The organism is Rhodococcus spongiicola (genome assembly GCF_004011835.1).
Taxonomy (GTDB): domain Bacteria; phylum Actinomycetota; class Actinomycetes; order Mycobacteriales; family Mycobacteriaceae; genus Prescottella; species Prescottella spongiicola.
Map to the genome: position 1 here is coordinate 470514 of NZ_RKLN01000001.1, position 17272 is coordinate 487785.

General features: G+C 65.5%; 14 protein-coding genes. 7 read left to right on the top strand and 7 right to left on the bottom strand.

All coding sequences use genetic code 11. The features are described 5' to 3' along the window. Window positions 1-30 precede the first annotated feature (30 nt). The 5 genes from EF834_RS02190 to EF834_RS18415 form a co-directional block, all read right to left on the bottom strand. A complete protein-coding gene (locus EF834_RS02190; RefSeq protein WP_127945341.1) occupies window positions 31-786 on the bottom strand; it encodes a PASTA domain-containing protein in 756 nt (251 codons plus the stop codon). Beyond that, window positions 783-1883 (bottom strand): phospholipase D family protein, encoded by a 1101-nt coding sequence (locus tag EF834_RS02195; protein WP_127945343.1) that lies wholly within the window; start codon window positions 1881-1883, stop codon window positions 783-785. Before EF834_RS02195 ends, EF834_RS02190 begins: the two co-directional genes overlap by 4 nt. A gap of 62 nt (window positions 1884-1945) precedes the next feature. After that, window positions 1946-3073, bottom strand: a complete 1128-nt coding sequence (locus tag EF834_RS02200) for a restriction endonuclease subunit S domain-containing protein (RefSeq protein ID WP_127945345.1) — start codon at window positions 3071-3073, stop codon at window positions 1946-1948. A gap of 116 nt (window positions 3074-3189) precedes the next feature. Next, window positions 3190-4812, bottom strand: a complete 1623-nt coding sequence (locus EF834_RS02205) for a class I SAM-dependent DNA methyltransferase (protein WP_127945347.1) — start codon at window positions 4810-4812, stop codon at window positions 3190-3192. Between the two features lie 2 nt (window positions 4813-4814). After that, the gene (locus EF834_RS18415; RefSeq protein ID WP_235870958.1) at window positions 4815-6893 is read right to left on the bottom strand and encodes a hypothetical protein; all 2079 of its coding nucleotides are present in this window, start codon (window positions 6891-6893) and stop codon (window positions 4815-4817) included. Window positions 6894-7072: 179 nt separating this feature from the next. Here EF834_RS18415 and EF834_RS02215 point away from each other — a divergent pair, with 179 nt between their 5' ends. After that, window positions 7073-8011, top strand: a complete 939-nt coding sequence (locus EF834_RS02215; RefSeq protein ID WP_127945349.1) for an RNase H family protein — start codon at window positions 7073-7075, stop codon at window positions 8009-8011. 82 nt (window positions 8012-8093) lie between these two features. Here the strand turns inward: EF834_RS02215 and EF834_RS02220 are convergent, their stop codons facing one another. After that, window positions 8094-9119, bottom strand: a complete 1026-nt coding sequence (locus EF834_RS02220; protein ID WP_206615157.1) for an NAD(P)-dependent alcohol dehydrogenase — start codon at window positions 9117-9119, stop codon at window positions 8094-8096. A gap of 111 nt (window positions 9120-9230) precedes the next feature. Between EF834_RS02220 and EF834_RS02225 the strand changes: the two genes are divergently transcribed. Beyond that, window positions 9231-9920, top strand: a complete 690-nt coding sequence (locus tag EF834_RS02225; RefSeq protein WP_206615158.1) for a TetR/AcrR family transcriptional regulator — start codon at window positions 9231-9233, stop codon at window positions 9918-9920. Window positions 9921-9937: 17 nt separating this feature from the next. Here EF834_RS02225 and EF834_RS02230 read toward each other — a convergent pair whose 3' ends face one another. Next, window positions 9938-11566: a fatty acyl-AMP ligase gene (locus EF834_RS02230; RefSeq protein ID WP_127945351.1), complete on the bottom strand. Its 1629-nt coding sequence runs from the start codon at window positions 11564-11566 to the stop codon at window positions 9938-9940. 159 nt (window positions 11567-11725) lie between these two features. Between EF834_RS02230 and EF834_RS02235 the strand changes: the two genes are divergently transcribed. The 5 genes from EF834_RS02235 (at window position 11726) to EF834_RS02255 (ending at window position 17264) form a co-directional block, all read left to right on the top strand. Then, window positions 11726-13444 carry a peptide chain release factor 3 gene (locus tag EF834_RS02235; RefSeq protein WP_127945353.1) on the top strand — a complete coding sequence of 573 codons (1719 nt, stop codon included), beginning with the start codon at window positions 11726-11728 and terminating at the stop codon, window positions 13442-13444. Between the two features lie 93 nt (window positions 13445-13537). Further along, window positions 13538-14440, top strand: coding sequence for an LLM class F420-dependent oxidoreductase (locus EF834_RS02240; protein WP_127945355.1), 903 nt, complete (start codon window positions 13538-13540; stop codon window positions 14438-14440). 175 nt (window positions 14441-14615) lie between these two features. Then, window positions 14616-15101 carry a hypothetical protein gene (locus EF834_RS02245; protein ID WP_127945357.1) on the top strand — a complete coding sequence of 162 codons (486 nt, stop codon included), beginning with the start codon at window positions 14616-14618 and terminating at the stop codon, window positions 15099-15101. A gap of 154 nt (window positions 15102-15255) precedes the next feature. Next, a complete protein-coding gene (locus EF834_RS02250; protein ID WP_127945359.1) occupies window positions 15256-15957 on the top strand; it encodes a response regulator transcription factor in 702 nt (233 codons plus the stop codon). Next, window positions 15954-17264, top strand: a complete 1311-nt coding sequence (locus tag EF834_RS02255; RefSeq protein WP_127945361.1) for a HAMP domain-containing sensor histidine kinase — start codon at window positions 15954-15956, stop codon at window positions 17262-17264. The genes EF834_RS02250 and EF834_RS02255 overlap by 4 nt, the downstream gene beginning before the upstream one ends. Window positions 17265-17272 lie beyond the last annotated feature (8 nt).

Consider the following 17272-nt stretch of genomic DNA (forward strand, 5'->3'; position numbering starts at 1 on the left):
TCCCTCGCAATGGATGCGGTCGATGCTGGGTCAAGAGCAGTCGCCGGGCTCGCCGTGCTTGACGACGGAGAGCATCGCATCGCCCTCGTCGATCGGGATTCCCGGCGCCGGGCTCTGCTCGACGACCACCCAGTTGCGGTCGGATATCTGCATGCGTCCCTTGCCCGTCGCGTCCTGACTGCGAGAGAAGAAGACACCGGCTTCCTGAATCGTGTCCTGAGCGGCCTGCAGATTCATACACGTAACGCTTGGCATGAACACCTGTGCCGACGGCGTCGAGGCGGAGGCTGACGACTGTTCGGCGTTCGGGCCCGGTTCGGCGGGGGCAACCGGCATAGCCGCGGACGGAACAGCGGGCATCGGTGTTGCGGTGGTGCTAGACGGCGACGCGGATGACGCGTCGTCAAGGCCATCACTGATGTCGCCGATGATGCCGATCAGGACCAGCGCAGCCGCCATGAGCGATGCGGCGACGACACCTTTCCGGATGGGCCTCTTTGCCGGCGGCTCCGGTGGGGGCGCGAATGCTGCCGAGGCATCCCCGGCCAGGAACGCCTCGTGGCCGGCCTGCGCCCTGGCGGCCAGGGCATCGTTCTCGGCCTTGGCCCGAGCGAAATGGTCGCGGATCGGCCGGCCGATAGCGAGGTACCACAGCCCCGCGGCGAACAGCAGGAAGATCACGACGGAGCTGAGGTCGAGTTGGACCAGGCTCACGATCGCCAACCAGGTGCACACACCGGCGAAGAAGCCGGCGACGACGCGGAGATATGGACGGATGATGTTCATGATCTTCCTGCTTTTGGATGCAGTTGGAGCGGACTGGTCTCCTTGTATTCGAGATCGGGCCAGAGACCTAGCAGCGCATCGACAAAGCGTTCTCGTACACACTTTCCCCGGAAGTCCGGCCTCTCCCCCAGAGGCTCGAACGCCGATTCGATGTCAGGCACCGATACCGCGAACTCGGATCTCTGAACTAGGAGGTAGTAATACCGGCGTGGTGGAAAGGCAAACGAGTCCAGATAGGTGTGGACGAGCCTGCCGGGTTCGCTGACGCCCCCGTTTCGGCGCGGACTACCGGTCTTGGTGCCGTCCACGAGGACGATGTACTCGTCGGTGTCGTACTTCACCGACTCCTCACCGTCCCGACTGAGTATGTCGATCTGGTAGTCAAGGCTGTCGACGATCCCGTACTTCTCGGAAAGCTCGTCGGCCCTGGCCTCCGCTTCTTCTGTCAGCTTGACGTCCCGGTCCACCGGGCACAGGTGTATGACAGTCGGGCGCGACGACCTCTCGGCTCCGATGTCCGGCTCGGCGAGTTCTTCGTCATCGGGCTCGATCCCCGCTTCGTCATCGTCGTCGACGTCCGGTGACGCGGTTCGATCGATTCCGAACTGCTCGATGAGATGCTCGAGGTCGGCAAGCTTGAGTGGTGTTGCCGCGCTCTTCCATTCGATCAGCGCAGCACGAACCTCATCCAGGCACTCTCCATCGGCGAGGGCGACCGATTCGAACAGTCTCGTTGCCGACGACTGCGACAGGTTCGCCGATCCGATCACTGCGAACGCGTCGTGTTCGGTGCCGACCGCTTCGGCCAAGATCATCTTGGCGTGCAATCCTTTCAGTGAGTACACCTTGACACCGGCTTTGACCCAGGCAAGCAAGACGCGCGGGTCTGTCGAGCCGGCCCGCACCGTCCTCCGGTCGGCGTCGACGATGATTGCGGATCCTCGTTGAAGATCCAGGACAGTTGACGCTTCACCGCCTACATAGGCGACGGCAGCGGTGATCGACCTTGAATAGGGCTTGAGCAGAGGAGTCAGTTCGTCCCAGATGTTCTGGCCGGCAATGACCCGTGCGGTGCGGTCACCAAGTACATCGGACATTCACTGGCCTGCTTTCTGCTGAATCTCGGGGACCCGATCGACGCCTGTGATGCAGCTGTCGGTCACAGCACCGCCTCCACTTCGCGCTCCGCGTCGCGGACGCGGAGTTCGCCGGCCATCAGGCGTGGGAGGAGCGCATCGCGCGTGGCGGCGAGGGTTCGGGACTCGTCACGTGCGACACCGAGGCGCTTGACGAGTGGGACCGCGATTGCACCCCAGCGGTTCAGTGCTGTCGGTTCGACCGAGCAAAGTGGGTATTCAGTCAAGTCGTTTGCGGACAACCGCTGTCGGCCAGATGTCCCCACCATATGCCGGATCGCGAAAGTTCGGAACCGTTCACTCGTCGCAAGGAAATACGATAGCTCCGAGGGTATTCCGGATTTAGATCGGATCACAATGTACTCAGTGGAACCAATCGCGACCTCCCCTTCGTCCAAGAAGTCGACGTAGCCAGTCTTCCTGTTCTGCAGACACGGCGTAATTCGGGCCAGAAGTGTGTCGCCGTTCATGAAACGCGCTCCACCCTTCGCCGGACGCGATTCCCAATCCTCGACCATCATCGAACTGGTCGGAAGCTTCTGCATGTCAACGTAGGTCGGTTCCGATTCTGTGACACGCGGACATACCGGATTGAGGTCGAAGTACTCAGTGAGCGCGCTCGCGCGTTCACCGTCGACCCCTCTATCGAAGCCCAGGAGTTGAAACTCCGCTGCAAGCACCGCCTCCGCCACGCCAGCGAGCTTGCGGTTCGCGGCAATCTTGTCGTCGAGGGCGCCGAGGACCTCGGCGATGGCGCGCTGCTCACCGATCTCCGGCAACGTGATTGGTATGCCCCTCAACGAGCGAAGAGGCTGACCAATACCTGGCGTACCGACCGTGGAAGCGCGATCCAACAATTCCTGTCGACCACGGCCTCTGAAGTAGTAGAGAACATACTTGGGATCGGCAATTGCCTTGTCACAACTGAGCTTCATCATGCTGGATGACAACAGGCATTCCCTACCTCCCATCAGACCGACAGCGCCAATGGCACCTCGATGCGGGAACACCAAGTCATCCGGTCGCACGATCGCGCTTGAGAGCGAGCTCGCGACTTCCTCGGAAACGAAGACAGGGTCATCGAGGCTTATATACGGTGCATCCTTGATGTCTTGACCACGGATGACCGGAACACCCTCTGTCGTGTACATGTCCGACTTCAATCTTGAACCGAATGGGCCAATCGCGACCGATCGAGCACCAGACGCCGCTATCGCGTCAATGACCGTTCGCCGCCACCCGTGCGGGAGATCAATCTGCCCTTGACTCACGACACCCTCCCCAACTGCTCACGCACTACAGCCTGCAGTCGCGCCGACTCGTCGAACTGCTCGAAGAGCTCCTTCTTCAACCGCTCCAACTTCTCGGCGATCGGCTCCCCATCGTCTTCGATCGGCGGAGCACCGACGTAGCGACCCGGCGTGAGCGCGTAGTCGGTTTCCTTGATCTCCGCGAGTGTGGCCGAGTAGCAGAATCCGGGCTCGTCTGCGTACTCGACTCCCTTTGCGGATTCCGTTCCGCGCCAGGCGTGGAAAGTGCCCGAGATCTTGGCGATGTCATCGTCACTCAACGCTCGTTCGGCGCGGTCGACCATGTAGCCCAGGTTCCGCGCGTCGATGAAGAGCGCTTGGCCCTGTCGGTCGATCTTGCCCTTCGGTCCGACAGCTTTGTCCTTCGCGAAGAACCACACGCACACCGGGATACCGGTGCTGCGGAACAACTGCGTCGGCAGAGCGATCATGCACGACACCAGGTCGGCCTCGACCAACCTGGCTCGAATGTCGCCCTCGCCACTGGAGTTCGACGACATGGACCCGTTCGCCATAACCACACCTGCACTGCCCCGCGCGGACAGCTTGGAGATGATGTGCTGGATCCACGCGTAGTTGGCGTTACCAGCCGGCGGCACACCGAACTTCCAGCGCTTGTCATCTTCCTTGCGGGTCCAGTCCTTGATGTTGAACGGTGGGTTGGCAAGGATGTAGTCCGCCAACAGATCCGGATGTTTGTCCTGTGCGAACGTGTCCTCCCACCGGTCACCCAGGTTGCCGGTGATGCCGTGGATAGCGAGGTTCATCTTCGCCATCCGCCACGTGCGCTCGTTCAGCTCCTGCCCGTAGACGGCCACCTCGCTCGGATTGCCGCCGTGCCGTTCTATGAACTTCTCCGTCTGCACGAACATGCCACCCGAACCGCAGCACGGGTCGTACACCCGGCCGCTGTACGGCTCGAGCATCTCCACCAGTACCCGCACCACGCTGGCGGGGGTGTAGAACTCGCCGCCCCGCTTACCCTCGGCGCGGGCGAACTTCTCTAGGAAGTACTCGTACACCTCACCGAGCAGATCCCGGGCCTTCGTGGCGCCGTGGCCGGTGAAGCGCGTGTCGTTGAACAGGTCGATCAACTCGCCGAGTCGGCGCTGGTCGACGTTGTCCCGGTTGAAGATCGTCGGAAGCGTGCCCGCGAGAGTCGAATTGGCCTCCATGAGCGCTCGCATCGCGGCATTGACCAGTTGGCCTACCGTCTGCCCCTCGACACCGGCCGTTTCCTGGATACCCTTTGCGTTCTGCGCCAGGAAGCCCCACCGCGCCGTCTCCGGCACCCAGAACACGCTGCTGCCCAGGTACTCGTCCTCGTCGTCGATCAACGTCGCGATCTGGTCCTCGTTCAGCCCGTCCGCGACCAGCTCCGCACGGATCTGCTCCCGCCGCTCATCGAACGCGTCGGAAACGTACTTGAGGAACACCAGACCCAAGATCACATCCTTGTACTGGGAAGCATCCATGGAGCCGCGCAACTTGTCCGCGGCCTTCCACAGCGTGTCCTTGAGTTCCTTCATCGTCGACGGCGCGGAGACCGTGTCCTTCGTGGTCTTTTTCCTCGGGGGCATCGTCAGCCTTTCTCTGTGACGGTCTCTGGTGCCGGTGCGACGGTGAGCGCGCCGTGCGCCACACCGTCCACCAATGTGGTGGTGAGGTCTTCGAGTGTGTCGAGCAGTGTGCGCGCGGTGGCGCGGCGGGTACGTAGGTCGGCGAGGGCTGCGGTGATCGCGGGCACCTCGTCTGGGTGCACCCGTGGGATCTCCCACTTCCGCCACGCCGATCCGTCACGGATCGCACCGGATGGCTTCTCTGTCGTTACTCGTGAACGGATATGTCGGGCAACGAGTTCTGGGATCAGCCCCGAACGTTGTGGGTCGCTGATTCGCAGGATCCGCGCCGGTGACTGCACCACGGACGCTCCCTCGTGATCGACGAGCGTGCCGAACGACGAACCGACGCAGAAGACGATGTCACCCGGCTCGGTGTAGCGCGCACTCGCGTACTTCGCGGTCAGCGTCAGTCGGTCGATCCCCCGCTCGCCGATAGCGCAGCGCCCGGTCACCTCGTCCACGCCGATCACCGGCACCGTGCCGTCCAACTCGATGTCGTCGGGGTCGATGCGGCACCCCGACACCACACGCATCTCCTTCGTTTTCGCCAACTCCCCGGCCGTGAGCATTCGCCGGGCGTCGGACTCCCGGTACTCGACCCGCAGCCCGAGCCCTACCTCGATCCCGACGGCGGCGATGTCGGCGTCACCCACCAGTTCGAGCACCCGTGCGGCGGTCTCCGCCGGTATCGGCCGCAGACGGTGGACGCGGGGCAATGCGACGAGTGAACCGGAGTCCGCGAGAAGATCGGACGTCCGACGCGCATGACCGAATCGGAACGCGTGCGCCCGCACTGCCCGCGATGATCCCATCGCCGCCGCGACATCGGCCATCACGCCGTCGATCACGTCGTCGGACAACTCGGCGGCGCCGAGATCGGCCAGCATCATGTGACGTTCCGCTGCCGGCACGGAATAGTCGACCGCGCCGAGGACCCATAGCGCCATCGACGAGCCCGGCCGCGCCGGCAACAGCCCCTCCGGCAACCGGATCGCGGCACGCAGATGGCCGGACCGGAGCAACCCGGAACGGATCGACGCGCACTCGCGATCACGCAGCGGATCGACCAGCACGGCGGCCGGACCGATGATCACCGCACGCTGACCCGGACCCATCTGCATGGCGATGTTGTCGATCTCGCCCAGGATCTCGGTGTCGGTGTAACCAATGGTCGTCGGCGACGGATACTGCGTCACGAACATCCCCGGCCGTTCGAGGCTGAACCCGTCCTCGAAGCCGCTCTCCGGGGATGGAATTCGCACCGCCCGGTGCACGGCCAGCCGCCGCCGCGCACGCCGCGCGCCGGCGGTGTCCGAGGCTCTGGTCATGACGGTCAGGTCGCTGAACTCTGGGAGCGAATCGCGCACGGCGACGAGTAGGTCCGTGCTCTCCGGTGCCGGGTCGACGAACAGTGGATGCTCCCCCTCGGCCAGCGCCACACACAACCGCGCACAGAGCGTGCGGGCGCCGGCGCCGAGGGTGGTGTCGGACAGGGCCGACCACCTTTCACGGAACCTTCTCGACATCAGCGCCTCGAACGCATGCGCCGGGGTGAAAGCGGCGTCGGCCATCTGATCCACGTGGGATGCAACCACGGCGAGCTGTTCGCCCAGCGCGTCGGCCTCGGAGTAGAGGAACTCGTCGTCCGGGTCGAGTTCGTCGACCTCGTCGAGCAGGTCGTCCGGGTCGAATTCACCCAGCTGCTCCCCCAGCAGGGCCTTGACGCACAGCAGCGCAGTGATGCCGTCGGCAACCACCACCGGATCGACCCCGGAGGCGTGCTCGAACGCCGCATACATCGCCAGGTCGCGAGCGAACGAGTCACTGTTGCCCAACCCGCGCGCTTGCACCCAGTCGGCGACTTCGTGCGCGTCGAACTTCTCGATGCGGCCGTCAACGGTGACCGGGTTCGGAAAGGGCTGATCGCCGCTACGGGATCGCCTCACCCACGTCGTGACGACCGGGCGCTGCACCTTCGCGAGGGTGGCGATGTCTCGCTTGGTGAGGAGGAGCGTCGGCAACGCGGTCGTCTGCTGCACGCGACATACCCCCTCCGAAAAGCCCACGGCCCCGATTGGTGGCCGCCCGAGAAATCTAGCCGATCAAAGGATCCGACAGAACCCCTAGGTCACGCATGGCGCGATAACCCGGGTTATCGCGCTCTTTGCAGACTCTGTCGGATGGGCCAGGCACTGTGTCCAACATCCGGTCAATCAATGTGAAGGAGGCCCCGTTGCTCGCCGTCATCCACATCCGCCGATACTCGAGTACGCAAGACGACCTGGTCCGCGCCGTCGCCGCATGGCAGGTGAACGGCGCGGTTTCGACCCGGCAGTTCGAGTATGCCGACGCAACCGATGCGTCCTACTACCGTGCCGGTCTCGACGCCTTCGCGCTGCTCCTCGATATGTCGACGGTGACGTCGGAACCTATCCTCCTCCACATCACCGACAACAAGCTCCGCAACGAAATCGACGCCGTCGTCGAGTCTTTCCCGTCGGTGACGATCGTCGACGTCGCTCGCGGCGCGGTACTGGATCTCACTCACGCCGCGCTCGACACCCTCGTTTCGCACCACCGCTACCTCGTGGCGGCCGACGAGGAACTCGAGCGCGCGGCGGCAGAGGAAGAACGTGCGCGTGTGGCGGCGGAAGAGGAACGAGAGCGTGAGCGGATCACCGCGCTGCCGGTGCTGACCGTCGCCACCGACGCGTCCAAGTCACGCCGCCGGGGAGTCGGCGTGGCCTGTGTCAGTGAGGACGGCGTCCGGCACCAGAAGATGGTCCCGAACGTCACGACGGTGCTCGAGGGTGAGTTGCTCGCGATCGAGCTCGCCATCGACCGCTTCGCCGAGCGGCGGCTCCACATCCTCACCGACAGTCAGAGAGCCTTGCAGCACCTCGGTGTCCTGCAGACTAAACGGTGGCCGCTGCGCCTGACCGTCGGCGAAAAGGCCGCCGTGGCCCGTATCCAGGAGGCGATGCAGGGCCGCAAGATCCGGCTGTCGTGGGTTCGCGGACACGACGGACACCTGCTCAACGAGACCGCTCACCGGCTCGCCATGGCGGTGCGCCGCGCCCACGAGGCCCGCATCCCTGCGGAGACCCGGCGGGCCATCGCCGAGCAGATCGTCGAACCGCTGCGTGTTGCGGCCTGAGCGCTCCCTGAGTGCTCCTTGCCGAGTTCGCTCAGCCAGAAGTACCGTCCGCGAATGTTTTACGACCGAGACGGTATCTCGCTCAGCTTCGGCTCGGATCGACGATCACGATCGCCTTGCCGGCGACCGCGCCCCCGACCAGGTCTGCCAAGGCTCGTGGCATCTCGTCGAGTGCATAACGGTGGCCGACCATCGAGACCACCGAGCCGGCCACTAGGAACTCCGCGAGCCGCTCGAGGTGTTCTCGACGCTCGGCGCTGATGAACGTCGTCAGCCGCTGCCGCACAAAGGGCGAGAGCGATACGGCCCGGAACTGACGGCCGACGCCGCCGGTGAAACGGCCACCGTTCTCGCCGCCGCAAATCACGAGCGTTCCGGTCGGCTCGAGGATGCGACGAAGCCGATGGACCGGCGTGTTACCCCCGATGTCGACGATCAGATCGAATCGGCCGGGGAGGCTGGTGACTTCAAGCTCCCGGTAGTCGATGACCGAATCGGCACCGAGCGACCGCACAAGGTCGAGTTTGGCGGCGCTGGCCACCCCGGTCACGTGGGCACCGAGCGACCGCGAGATCTGGACAGCGAACGAACCGACGCCACCCGAGGCGCCGAGCACCAACACACGCTGGCCGGCGCGAATGCGTCCGACATCGACGAGCGCAAGCAAAGCGGTAATCCCCGAAACCGGTGCAGCTGCCGCTTGATCGAACGGGATCCGAGCCGGTTTGCGGGCGAGCTTGCCCGGATCGGCGACGGCGTACTCGGCGTACGAGCCGTCGGCGACGCCGAAAACCTCATCGCCGACAGCGAAGTCGGAGACATCGGCACCGACAGCCTCGATGATGCCGGCCACGTCGGAGCCCAGCACCGGCTGTTTCGGACGGCGGACCCCGAACCCTGCAAGGCGCACCAGATAGGGCAGGCCGGTCGCCAGGTGCCACACGCCGCGGTCGACTCCGGCCGCGACGACGCGAACGAGCACCTGGTCGGGTCGGATCGACGGACGGCGTACCGCGGCGATCTCGACGGCTTCGGGACCTCCGTACTCCCGGCGAATGGCGGCGCGCATCGACGTCGGCCGATCGAGGGCGGGGCGGGACTCGGTCATCTAGGGGCTCCTCTCATGCTCGGTTGACCGTGGCGTACTTAGTACGGCTCACCCTCCGGTACTCTAGGCGTACTTAGTACGTTCTGTAAACCGTTGAGGTTGGAGGGGCCCGTGACCGACGAACCGACGACCGCCGCAGGAGCCGTCAGGCGGGCACGTCTCACCCGCGACCGGGTGATTCTGGGCGCTGTCGAACTGGCCGACCAGATTGGCGCGGACCAACTCACGATTCGCCGACTCGCCGCCCATCTCGGAGTGAAGCCGATGGCCATCTACCACCACGTCACCAACAAGGACGAAATCCTCGACGGCATGGTCGACCTCGTGTTCGGCGAGATGAAGCGCCCACCCGTCGAACAGCCCTGGAAGGACGCGATCCGGGTGCGGTGCCAATCGGCACGAGAGGTGTTGCGGCGGCACCCGTGGGCAACTCCCCTACTCGACGGACGCAGTGCGCCGGGGCCGGAAACCATCGGCCACCACGACGCCGTGCTGGGCTGTTTCCGGCGGGGAGGTTTCTCGATCCGGCTCACCGCCCACGCCTACGCTGTCGTTGACAGCTACCTCTACGGCTTCGCGATTCAGGAGGCGTCTCTGCCCGCCACCGGGGGCGACGACATGAGGGCGCTCGCCGAGGATATGATCGAGGCCTTCGCCGGCGCGCCGCATCTCGCGGAGCTGACGATGCAGCACGTCCTGCAGCCGGGCTACGACTTCCGGGACGAATTCGACTTCGGGCTCGAACTTGTCCTGGGCGGCCTCGAACGTGCCCTCGCAGACGAATCTTCCGGACCCCTCTGACCCCCATCAACCGGGTGTCACAACAACCCGATCGAACTCGACCTCCGCAACTTGCCCGACGACGTTTTCGGCAGAGACCCCGGACCGAGGACTGCAACGGTGCGGGGTCGCACACCGACCTCGGCAACGATGGCGTGCGCGACGTCGCGCTCGATCCGTTTGACCTCCTCCGGATCGTCAATTGCGTTGGTCTCCACCGCAACAGCGAAACTCTCCCGCTTGTCGTTGGCATCGAGACGGATGGCGACCGCATTGCCGGCGCGCACACCTTCGACCGACCCGGCCGCACGTTCGATATCGGTGGGATAGATGTTGCGGCCGCCCATGATGATCACGTCCTTGACGCGCCCGCACACGACGACGAGACCGTCCTCGGTGAAGTATCCGATGTCGCCGGTGTTGATCCAGCCATCCTCGTCCTGCGTCGCAACCGGCCCGTCGACGGTGAGATACCTAGGGGTGACTGACTTTCCGCGCAACTCGATCACCCCGACCGCACGCCGCGGCAACTCCAGGCCATCCCGCGCGACGACCCGCCCCTCGAGACCGGGAACGAGTGGCCCGAGTGTGGCCATGGGCCGGGCGTTCGCCCGGTCGGAGCGCACCGCCAGACTGGCGGCTTCGAGCAGGTCCGGGTCGACATGGTCGAGGACCAACCCCTGCCCCGGTTCGGGCACCGACACCGCCAGGGTCACCTCGGCCATACCGTATGTCGGTGCGAGAGCCAGCGGGTCAAGGCCGAAGCGGGCGCCGGCCTCGGCGAGCGCGACCATCGTGTCGGGGTCAACAGGTTCGGCTCCGTTGAGCATGCACCGCATCGAAGACAGGTCGTACTCTCCGGGACCCGACTGCGCGAGCCGGCGCGCCAACAGCGAGTACGCGAAGTTCGGTGCGGCGGTAACGGTTCCGCGGTACTTGCCCATCAGCTCGGCCCACAGCAGGGGCGTCTTGAGGAAGTCCAGTGGAGTGATGTGGACGGTGGTGGCGCCGACCTGCATGGGGACGGTGAGGAACCCGATCATGCCCATGTCGTGGAACAGCGGCAACCAACTGATCATCACGTCGCGTTCGGTGTTGAACTTGACGCGGTCGATCATGGCGTAGGCGTTGGCGTAGAAGTTGCCATGCGTGAGCTGCACAGCCTTGGGCGATCCGGTGGACCCGGATGTCAGCTGCTGCAGCGCGATGTCGGTCTCGGCTGGGTCGATCGGATCGATCTCGCGGCCCGCCCGCATCGTCTCGATCGGGATGACCTTGATGCCGCGTTCGGTGAGCAGCGGTACGGCCGCCTCGAACGGCGCGGCGACGATCACCGCCGCCGCCGAGATCATCCGGATGACCGTCTCGGTGTCCTGTGCCCACACCTCCAGATCGGTGCGTGGGGTCGGCTGGTGCAGCATCGTCACCGAGGCACCACGCATCCACGTGGCCTGACAGGCCGGCGCGATGTCGGCGGGCATCCCGGCGAGGACCCCTATCGCGTCGCCGTGACCGATGTCGGCGTCGGCCAACGCCCCGGCCATGCGGCGGGCGATGGCGTGCACATCACGCCAGGACTGTCGGAGCGGCGCATCCGGCTCACCCGTGATCAGGGCCTGCGAACTGGTCGCCGCCGTGGCATACATCTCGTCGGTGAACTTGCTCATCCAAGGCTCCTACCGTCCTCTGCGGACACTACGACCCACTGCCGTTCTGTGGGACGTATCTCGACAAGCGGTGCCGACCTGTTACCGCAGTTCTCAGCCCGCGTACCCTGGTGGCGGTTCTCACCAATCCCCCGGCCCCGACTTCCGAGAGGTTCACCGTTGAACAGCGCGCCCGACTCGGCCGAGATCACCACCGCCGAGAAGGCGTCTTCGACGGGTGGCCCCAGCGGCACGGCCGGTAGTGGCCCCAGCGGTACGGCGCCGACATCCCTCGCGGCCGAGGCCGCCCGTCGCCGCACTTTCGCCGTCATCTCGCACCCGGACGCCGGTAAGTCCACGCTCACCGAGGCTCTTGCGCTCCATGCGAAGGTCATCTCCGAGGCCGGTGCCGTGCACGGCAAGGCCGGTCGCAAGTCGACCGTGTCCGACTGGATGGAGATGGAGAAGGCACGAGGCATTTCGGTGTCGTCGACGGCCCTGCAATTCAACTACCACGCCGAGGGCACCCCCGAGGACCAGATCAACGTCGTCAACCTGGTCGATACCCCCGGCCACTCCGACTTCTCGGAGGACACGTACCGCGTCCTGACGGCCGTCGACGCGGCGGTGATGCTCATCGACGCCGCGAAGGGCCTCGAGCCGCAGACGCTCAAGCTGTTCCAGGTTTGCCGCCACCGCGGCATACCGGTCATCACGGTGATCAACAAGTGGGACCGGCCCGGCCGTACCCCGCTCGAACTGCTCGACGAGATCGACGAGCGCATCGGCCTCACGCCGACACCGCTGTTCTGGCCCGTCGGAATCGCGGGCGATTTCCGTGGTCTGCTCCGCCGTGGTGATGACGGAGTTGCGGAAGAGTACATCCGGTTCACCCGCACCGCAGGCGGCGCCAAGATCGCTCCCGAGGTACGGATGACGCCGGACGAGGCTTCCGCGCAAGAGGGATCGGAGTGGGCGACCGCGGCCGAGGAGAGCGAACTCCTCTCGGCCACCGGACAGGACCACGACCAGGAACTGTTCCTCGCCGGCCAGACATCGCCGGTGATCTTCGCCTCCGCGATGCTCAACTTCGGCGTCCGACAGATCCTCGACACCCTCATCGCGCTCGCCCCCGCACCGGGCGCCCGCAAGGACGTCGCCGAGGGTGCCCGCGAGGTGACCGACCCATTCAGCGCGGTCGTGTTCAAGGTGCAGGCCGGCATGGACGCCGCCCACCGCGACCGGTTGGCGTTCATGCGTGTCGTATCCGGCGTGTTCGAGCGGGGCATGGTCGTCACCCACGCCCAGACCAGCAAGCCCTTCGCGACCAAGTACGCACTGACGGTGTTCGGCCGTGACCGCTCCACCGTCGAGAACGCCTACCCCGGCGACATCGTCGGCCTCGTCAACGCGAACGCGCTCGCGCCCGGGCACACGCTGTTCACCGACAAGAAGGTCGAGTTCCCGCCGATTCCATCGTTTGCGCCCGAGCACTTCTCGGTTCTGCGGGCCGAGAGCGCGAGCAAGTACAAGCAGTTCCGCCGGGCCGTCGACCAGCTCGAATCCGAGGGCGTCGTGCAGATCCTGCGCAACGACATCCGTGGTGACGCCTCCCCGGTCATGGCGGCCGTCGGCCCCATGCAGTTCGAGGTGGTGGCCGCACGCATGAAGGCCGAGTTCAACGTCGAGGCGCGGATGGAACCGCTCGGCTACGCCCTCGCACGGCGCACCGACGCCGCGTCCGCGACCGAACTCGGGAGACAGCGCGGCGTCGAGGTCTTCACCCGCACCGACGGCGTGCTGCTGGCGCTGTTCAGCGACAAGTGGCGGCTGCAGTACATCCAGAAGGAGATGCCCGAGCTCACGCTCGAACCACTGGTCGCCGCGGGCGATCAGTGAGCCCGCTGCCCAGCTGTTCCTACCCCGCGTGTTCCTGCGCCACGTATTCCTACCCCACGGAATGAACCACCGACCGGTCCGGTTGGATCCGGTATGGCAGAAGTGACACATGACACAGCGACACACGACACAGTCACACACGACACAAAGGGAACGCCCAGCTACGGAAAGTTCGGGGTGTGGCGGCATGCTCTCGGATTGAGACCCGAGGTGGGTGCGGAGATCGAACGGCTCGGCTACGGAGCCATCTGGGCGGGCGGATCGCCGCCGGCCGATCTCCAGGTGATCGAGGATCTCATCGCCGGAACCGAGAGCATCACCGTCGCGACCGGCATCGTCAACATCTTCTCGGCTCCCGCTGACGAGATCGCGAAGTCTTACCACCGGATCGAATCCCGTCATCCCGGACGTTTCGTGCTCGGTATCGGCGTCGGCCACCCCGAGGTACCGGGAATGGGTGCCGAAAAGCCGTACGACGCGCTCGTCCGCTATCTCGATGTCCTCGACGACGCGGGCGTCCCGAAGGAGCGCCTCGTGCTGGCCGCGCTCGGCCCCAAGGTGCTGAGGCTCGCAGCCGAACGATCCGCCGGCGCCCACCCGTACCTGACGCCGCCCGAGCACACACGGCAGGCCCGCGAGGTCCTCGGTCCCGGCGTGCTGCTCGCCCCCGAACACAAGGTGGTCCTGTCCACCGACACCGACGCCGCCCGCGCGGTCGGACGCGAGGCCGTCGAGAACCCCTACCTGCACCTGCGAAACTACCGCCGTAACCTCGAACGCCTCGGCTTCCCGACCGCGGAACTCGACGGCGGCGGCAGCGATCGCCTTATCGACGCCCTCGTCGCCCACGGCGACGCCGAGACCGTCGCGTCTCGCCTCACTGCACACCTGGACGCGGGAGCCGACCACGTCTCGGTGCAGGTGCTTCCGATGGCCGGTGATCCGATTCCCGCCCTGCGGGAACTGGCGACGGCCTTGGAACTGGCCAGAACCTAGACCCGCGCCGGATTCTCACGAGACCCTCTCCAAGAACCCCTGCCTCGCGAAACCCTTTCTCACGAAACCCTAAGGACTCGTCAAGAAGAACCGAGGTTCGCGCACCTAACTTCGTCGCTGTGGAAGCAGCCCGGACCACCAAACCAGCCCGGACCACAGTGCACGAGGAGAACACATGCGAATCAACGCCTTCAGTAAGACGACTCGACGCAACGCGACGATTGCCGCAGCCTGCCTCGGTGCTGCCGCGATCGCGGCTCCCGGCTTCGCCTGGGCCCAGAATCCTATCGCCGACACCTCCCCCGAAGTGGTCACCGCCGACGCTGCGGCCATTGGCGATGCAGCGGTCACTCGCGATGCGGTGGTCACTGGCGATGCAGCGGTCACTGCCGCTGCCCAGTGGATGGAAATCACCGACCCCGGCAATGCCCCTGAAGGCTGCTACTCGATGGTGGAGGTCGAGATTCCCACAGAAAAAGAGATTGCTGCGGAGGACGTACAGCTCCTGATCCCCGAGGACGTCCTCGAGGAGTCCGATCTCGCAGGCAAGATAGCCGAGTTCGGTGACGTGGAAGTGCTCCCCGGAACCGAACATGGAGTCCAGCGGTATCAGCTCATCGACGGGGAGACGAACACGCCCATTGCAACGGCCATCTGCTGAGCACCCCCCGAACCGGTGCTGCGTACTCGAAGTACGCAGCACCGTCTTTGGTGAATGCAACACACTCGGTACTCGAAAGTACTTCCAATGGACGGCGATCCAACCCCACTCCTTTGGGACTGGCAACGACGCTGGAACTCCTGATGGAGGCATGATGGATCGAGTGACAGACAGTGCCCGCATCCTGCTCGTCGACGACGACCCCAAAGTCCTCACCTCCCTCACCCGGGGGCTCCGACTGTCCGGTTTCGAACTCGAGACCGCGGAAGACGGAGCTGCTGCGTTGCGGGCAGTCGCGGCCTCTCGTCCGGACGCGATCGTGCTCGACGTGAACATGCCGGTGCTCGACGGCGTCGGCGTGGTCACCGCATTGCGGGCGATGGGCAACGACGTTCCGATCTGCGTGCTCAGCGCACGCAGTACCGTCGGCGACCGGATCGCGGGCCTCGAGGCCGGCGCGGACGATTACCTCACCAAGCCATTCGAACTCGGCGAACTGGTCGCTCGCCTGCGCGCGCTATTGCGCCGGGCACCCCGCACCCCGACACCAGCGGGCACGGTCACTGTCGGCTCTCTCGAAGTCGACGTTCCGGGTCGGCGGGTCCACGTCAGCGGCGAACGCATCGAACTCACCAAACGAGAGTTCGACCTGTTGAGCGTCCTCGCGGAGAACGCTGGGATCGTGCTCAGCCGGGTTCGGCTCCTGGAACTGGTGTGGGGCTACGACTTCGACGCAGACACCAACGTCGTCGACGTGTTCGTGACCTACCTACGGAAGAAGCTGGAGGCCGACGGGATGCCACGGGTGCTGCACACTGTTCGCGGAGTCGGGTTCGTCTTGCGGGAGCAGCCGTGAGCACGCGCCGCCGCTCCGTGTCGCTGCGCACGCGGGTGGCACTGGTCTCCGCGCTGGCCGCCACCATCGTCATCGCCGCGATCGGCGTGGCGTTCGCAGTCTTCCTGCGAGTCAACGGGTCCGAGCAACTCGACAGCACCCTGGATTCGGTGTCGTTGAGCTCTCCGACATCGTTGGGCTCCGCCCCAGGGATTCCCCCTCAGCAGTACAACCTGGTGATACCCGAACCGGGCGCCCCTGTCGACTACAACACGGTGCGGACAGAAGTCGTCGACGGCAGGCAAGTGCGCCTACGAGAAGTTCCCGTCGCCGGGGTCAATGACGCATACGTCGAGGTCTCAATTCCCGAAGATGCCCTCAGTCGCGCGATTCACGAGCAGCAGTGGCGGGTCGCGGGGGCCTCGCTCGCGGCCATCGCGGTTGCCGCTGGTCTGGGCTGGCTGATGGCCGGACGAGCAGTGAGACCGCTCGAGCGACTCGCCGCCGCCACCCACACGGTGGGCGACGAGCTACCTGCGGCGCTACCGGACGTCCACGGGGCCCGTGAGGCCGAGGAACTCGCAGATGCCATTCGGCACATGCTCGAACGAATAGGCAAGGCCCAGAGCCGGACCCAGGAGGCACTGGGTGCGGCGCGTGACTTCGCGGCGGTCTCGGCGCACGAGCTGCGTACGCCGCTCACCTCGATGCGGACGGACCTCGAGGTCCTCGCGACGATGCGCCTGACGGAGGAGCAACGTACCGAGATCCTGCGCGAGCTCCGGGCAACGGAACGACAGATCGAGTCGACCCTCACCGATCTGGAAAGCCTGGCCGTCGGGGATCTGTCCGACACTATCGATCTCGAGGACGTCGACCTGGCGGAACTCGCCGACCGCTGCATACAGGAGGCGTCCCGGCGTCTGCCCGACGTGGCCCTCGAACTGTCGGCACCCCAGTCGCTGCCGATACGTGGGCTGCCGTCGGGGCTTCGCCTGGTCCTCGAGAACGCGATCACCAACGCTGCGAGGCACGGACGTGCCGATCGGATCGTGGTCACTGTCGCGGAGAATGACGTCCGCGGCTACACGGTGACGGTCGACGACAACGGAATCGGCGTTCCCGAGCGCGAGAGGGCGACGCTGTTCGAACGATTCGCGCGAGGATCGTCCGCCCACCCCGACGGATCCGGACTGGGTCTCGCGCTCATCGCGCAGCAGGCGTCGCTCCACGGGGGCACCGCCGAACTGACCGACGGCCCACTCGGTGGTGCACGCCTGCGACTCGACCTGCCCGCGGCCCAGGGCCCCGGGACCCCAGAGCGATGACTACTCGG

What these genes read in the sequence shown, in the direction of transcription:
- EF834_RS02190 (WP_127945341.1), bottom strand. Translation starts at nt 786, where the DNA reads ATGAACATCATCCGTCCATATCTCCGCGTCGTCGCCGGCTTCTTCGCC.
- EF834_RS02195 (WP_127945343.1), bottom strand. Translation starts at nt 1,883, where the DNA reads ATGTCCGATGTACTTGGTGACCGCACCGCACGGGTCATTGCCGGCCAG.
- EF834_RS02200 (WP_127945345.1), bottom strand. Translation starts at nt 3,073, where the DNA reads ATGTACACGACAGAGGGTGTTCCGGTCATCCGTGGTCAAGACATCAAG.
- EF834_RS02205 (WP_127945347.1), bottom strand. Translation starts at nt 4,812, where the DNA reads ATGCCCCCGAGGAAAAAGACCACGAAGGACACGGTCTCCGCGCCGTCG.
- EF834_RS02220 (WP_206615157.1), bottom strand. Translation starts at nt 9,119, where the DNA reads ATGACCGAGTCCCGCCCCGCCCTCGATCGGCCGACGTCGATGCGCGCC.
- EF834_RS02230 (WP_127945351.1), bottom strand. Translation starts at nt 11,566, where the DNA reads ATGAGCAAGTTCACCGACGAGATGTATGCCACGGCGGCGACCAGTTCG.
- EF834_RS02240 (WP_127945355.1), top strand. Translation starts at nt 13,538, where the DNA reads ATGGCAGAAGTGACACATGACACAGCGACACACGACACAGTCACACAC.
- EF834_RS02245 (WP_127945357.1), top strand. Translation starts at nt 14,616, where the DNA reads ATGCGAATCAACGCCTTCAGTAAGACGACTCGACGCAACGCGACGATT.
- EF834_RS02250 (WP_127945359.1), top strand. Translation starts at nt 15,256, where the DNA reads ATGGATCGAGTGACAGACAGTGCCCGCATCCTGCTCGTCGACGACGAC.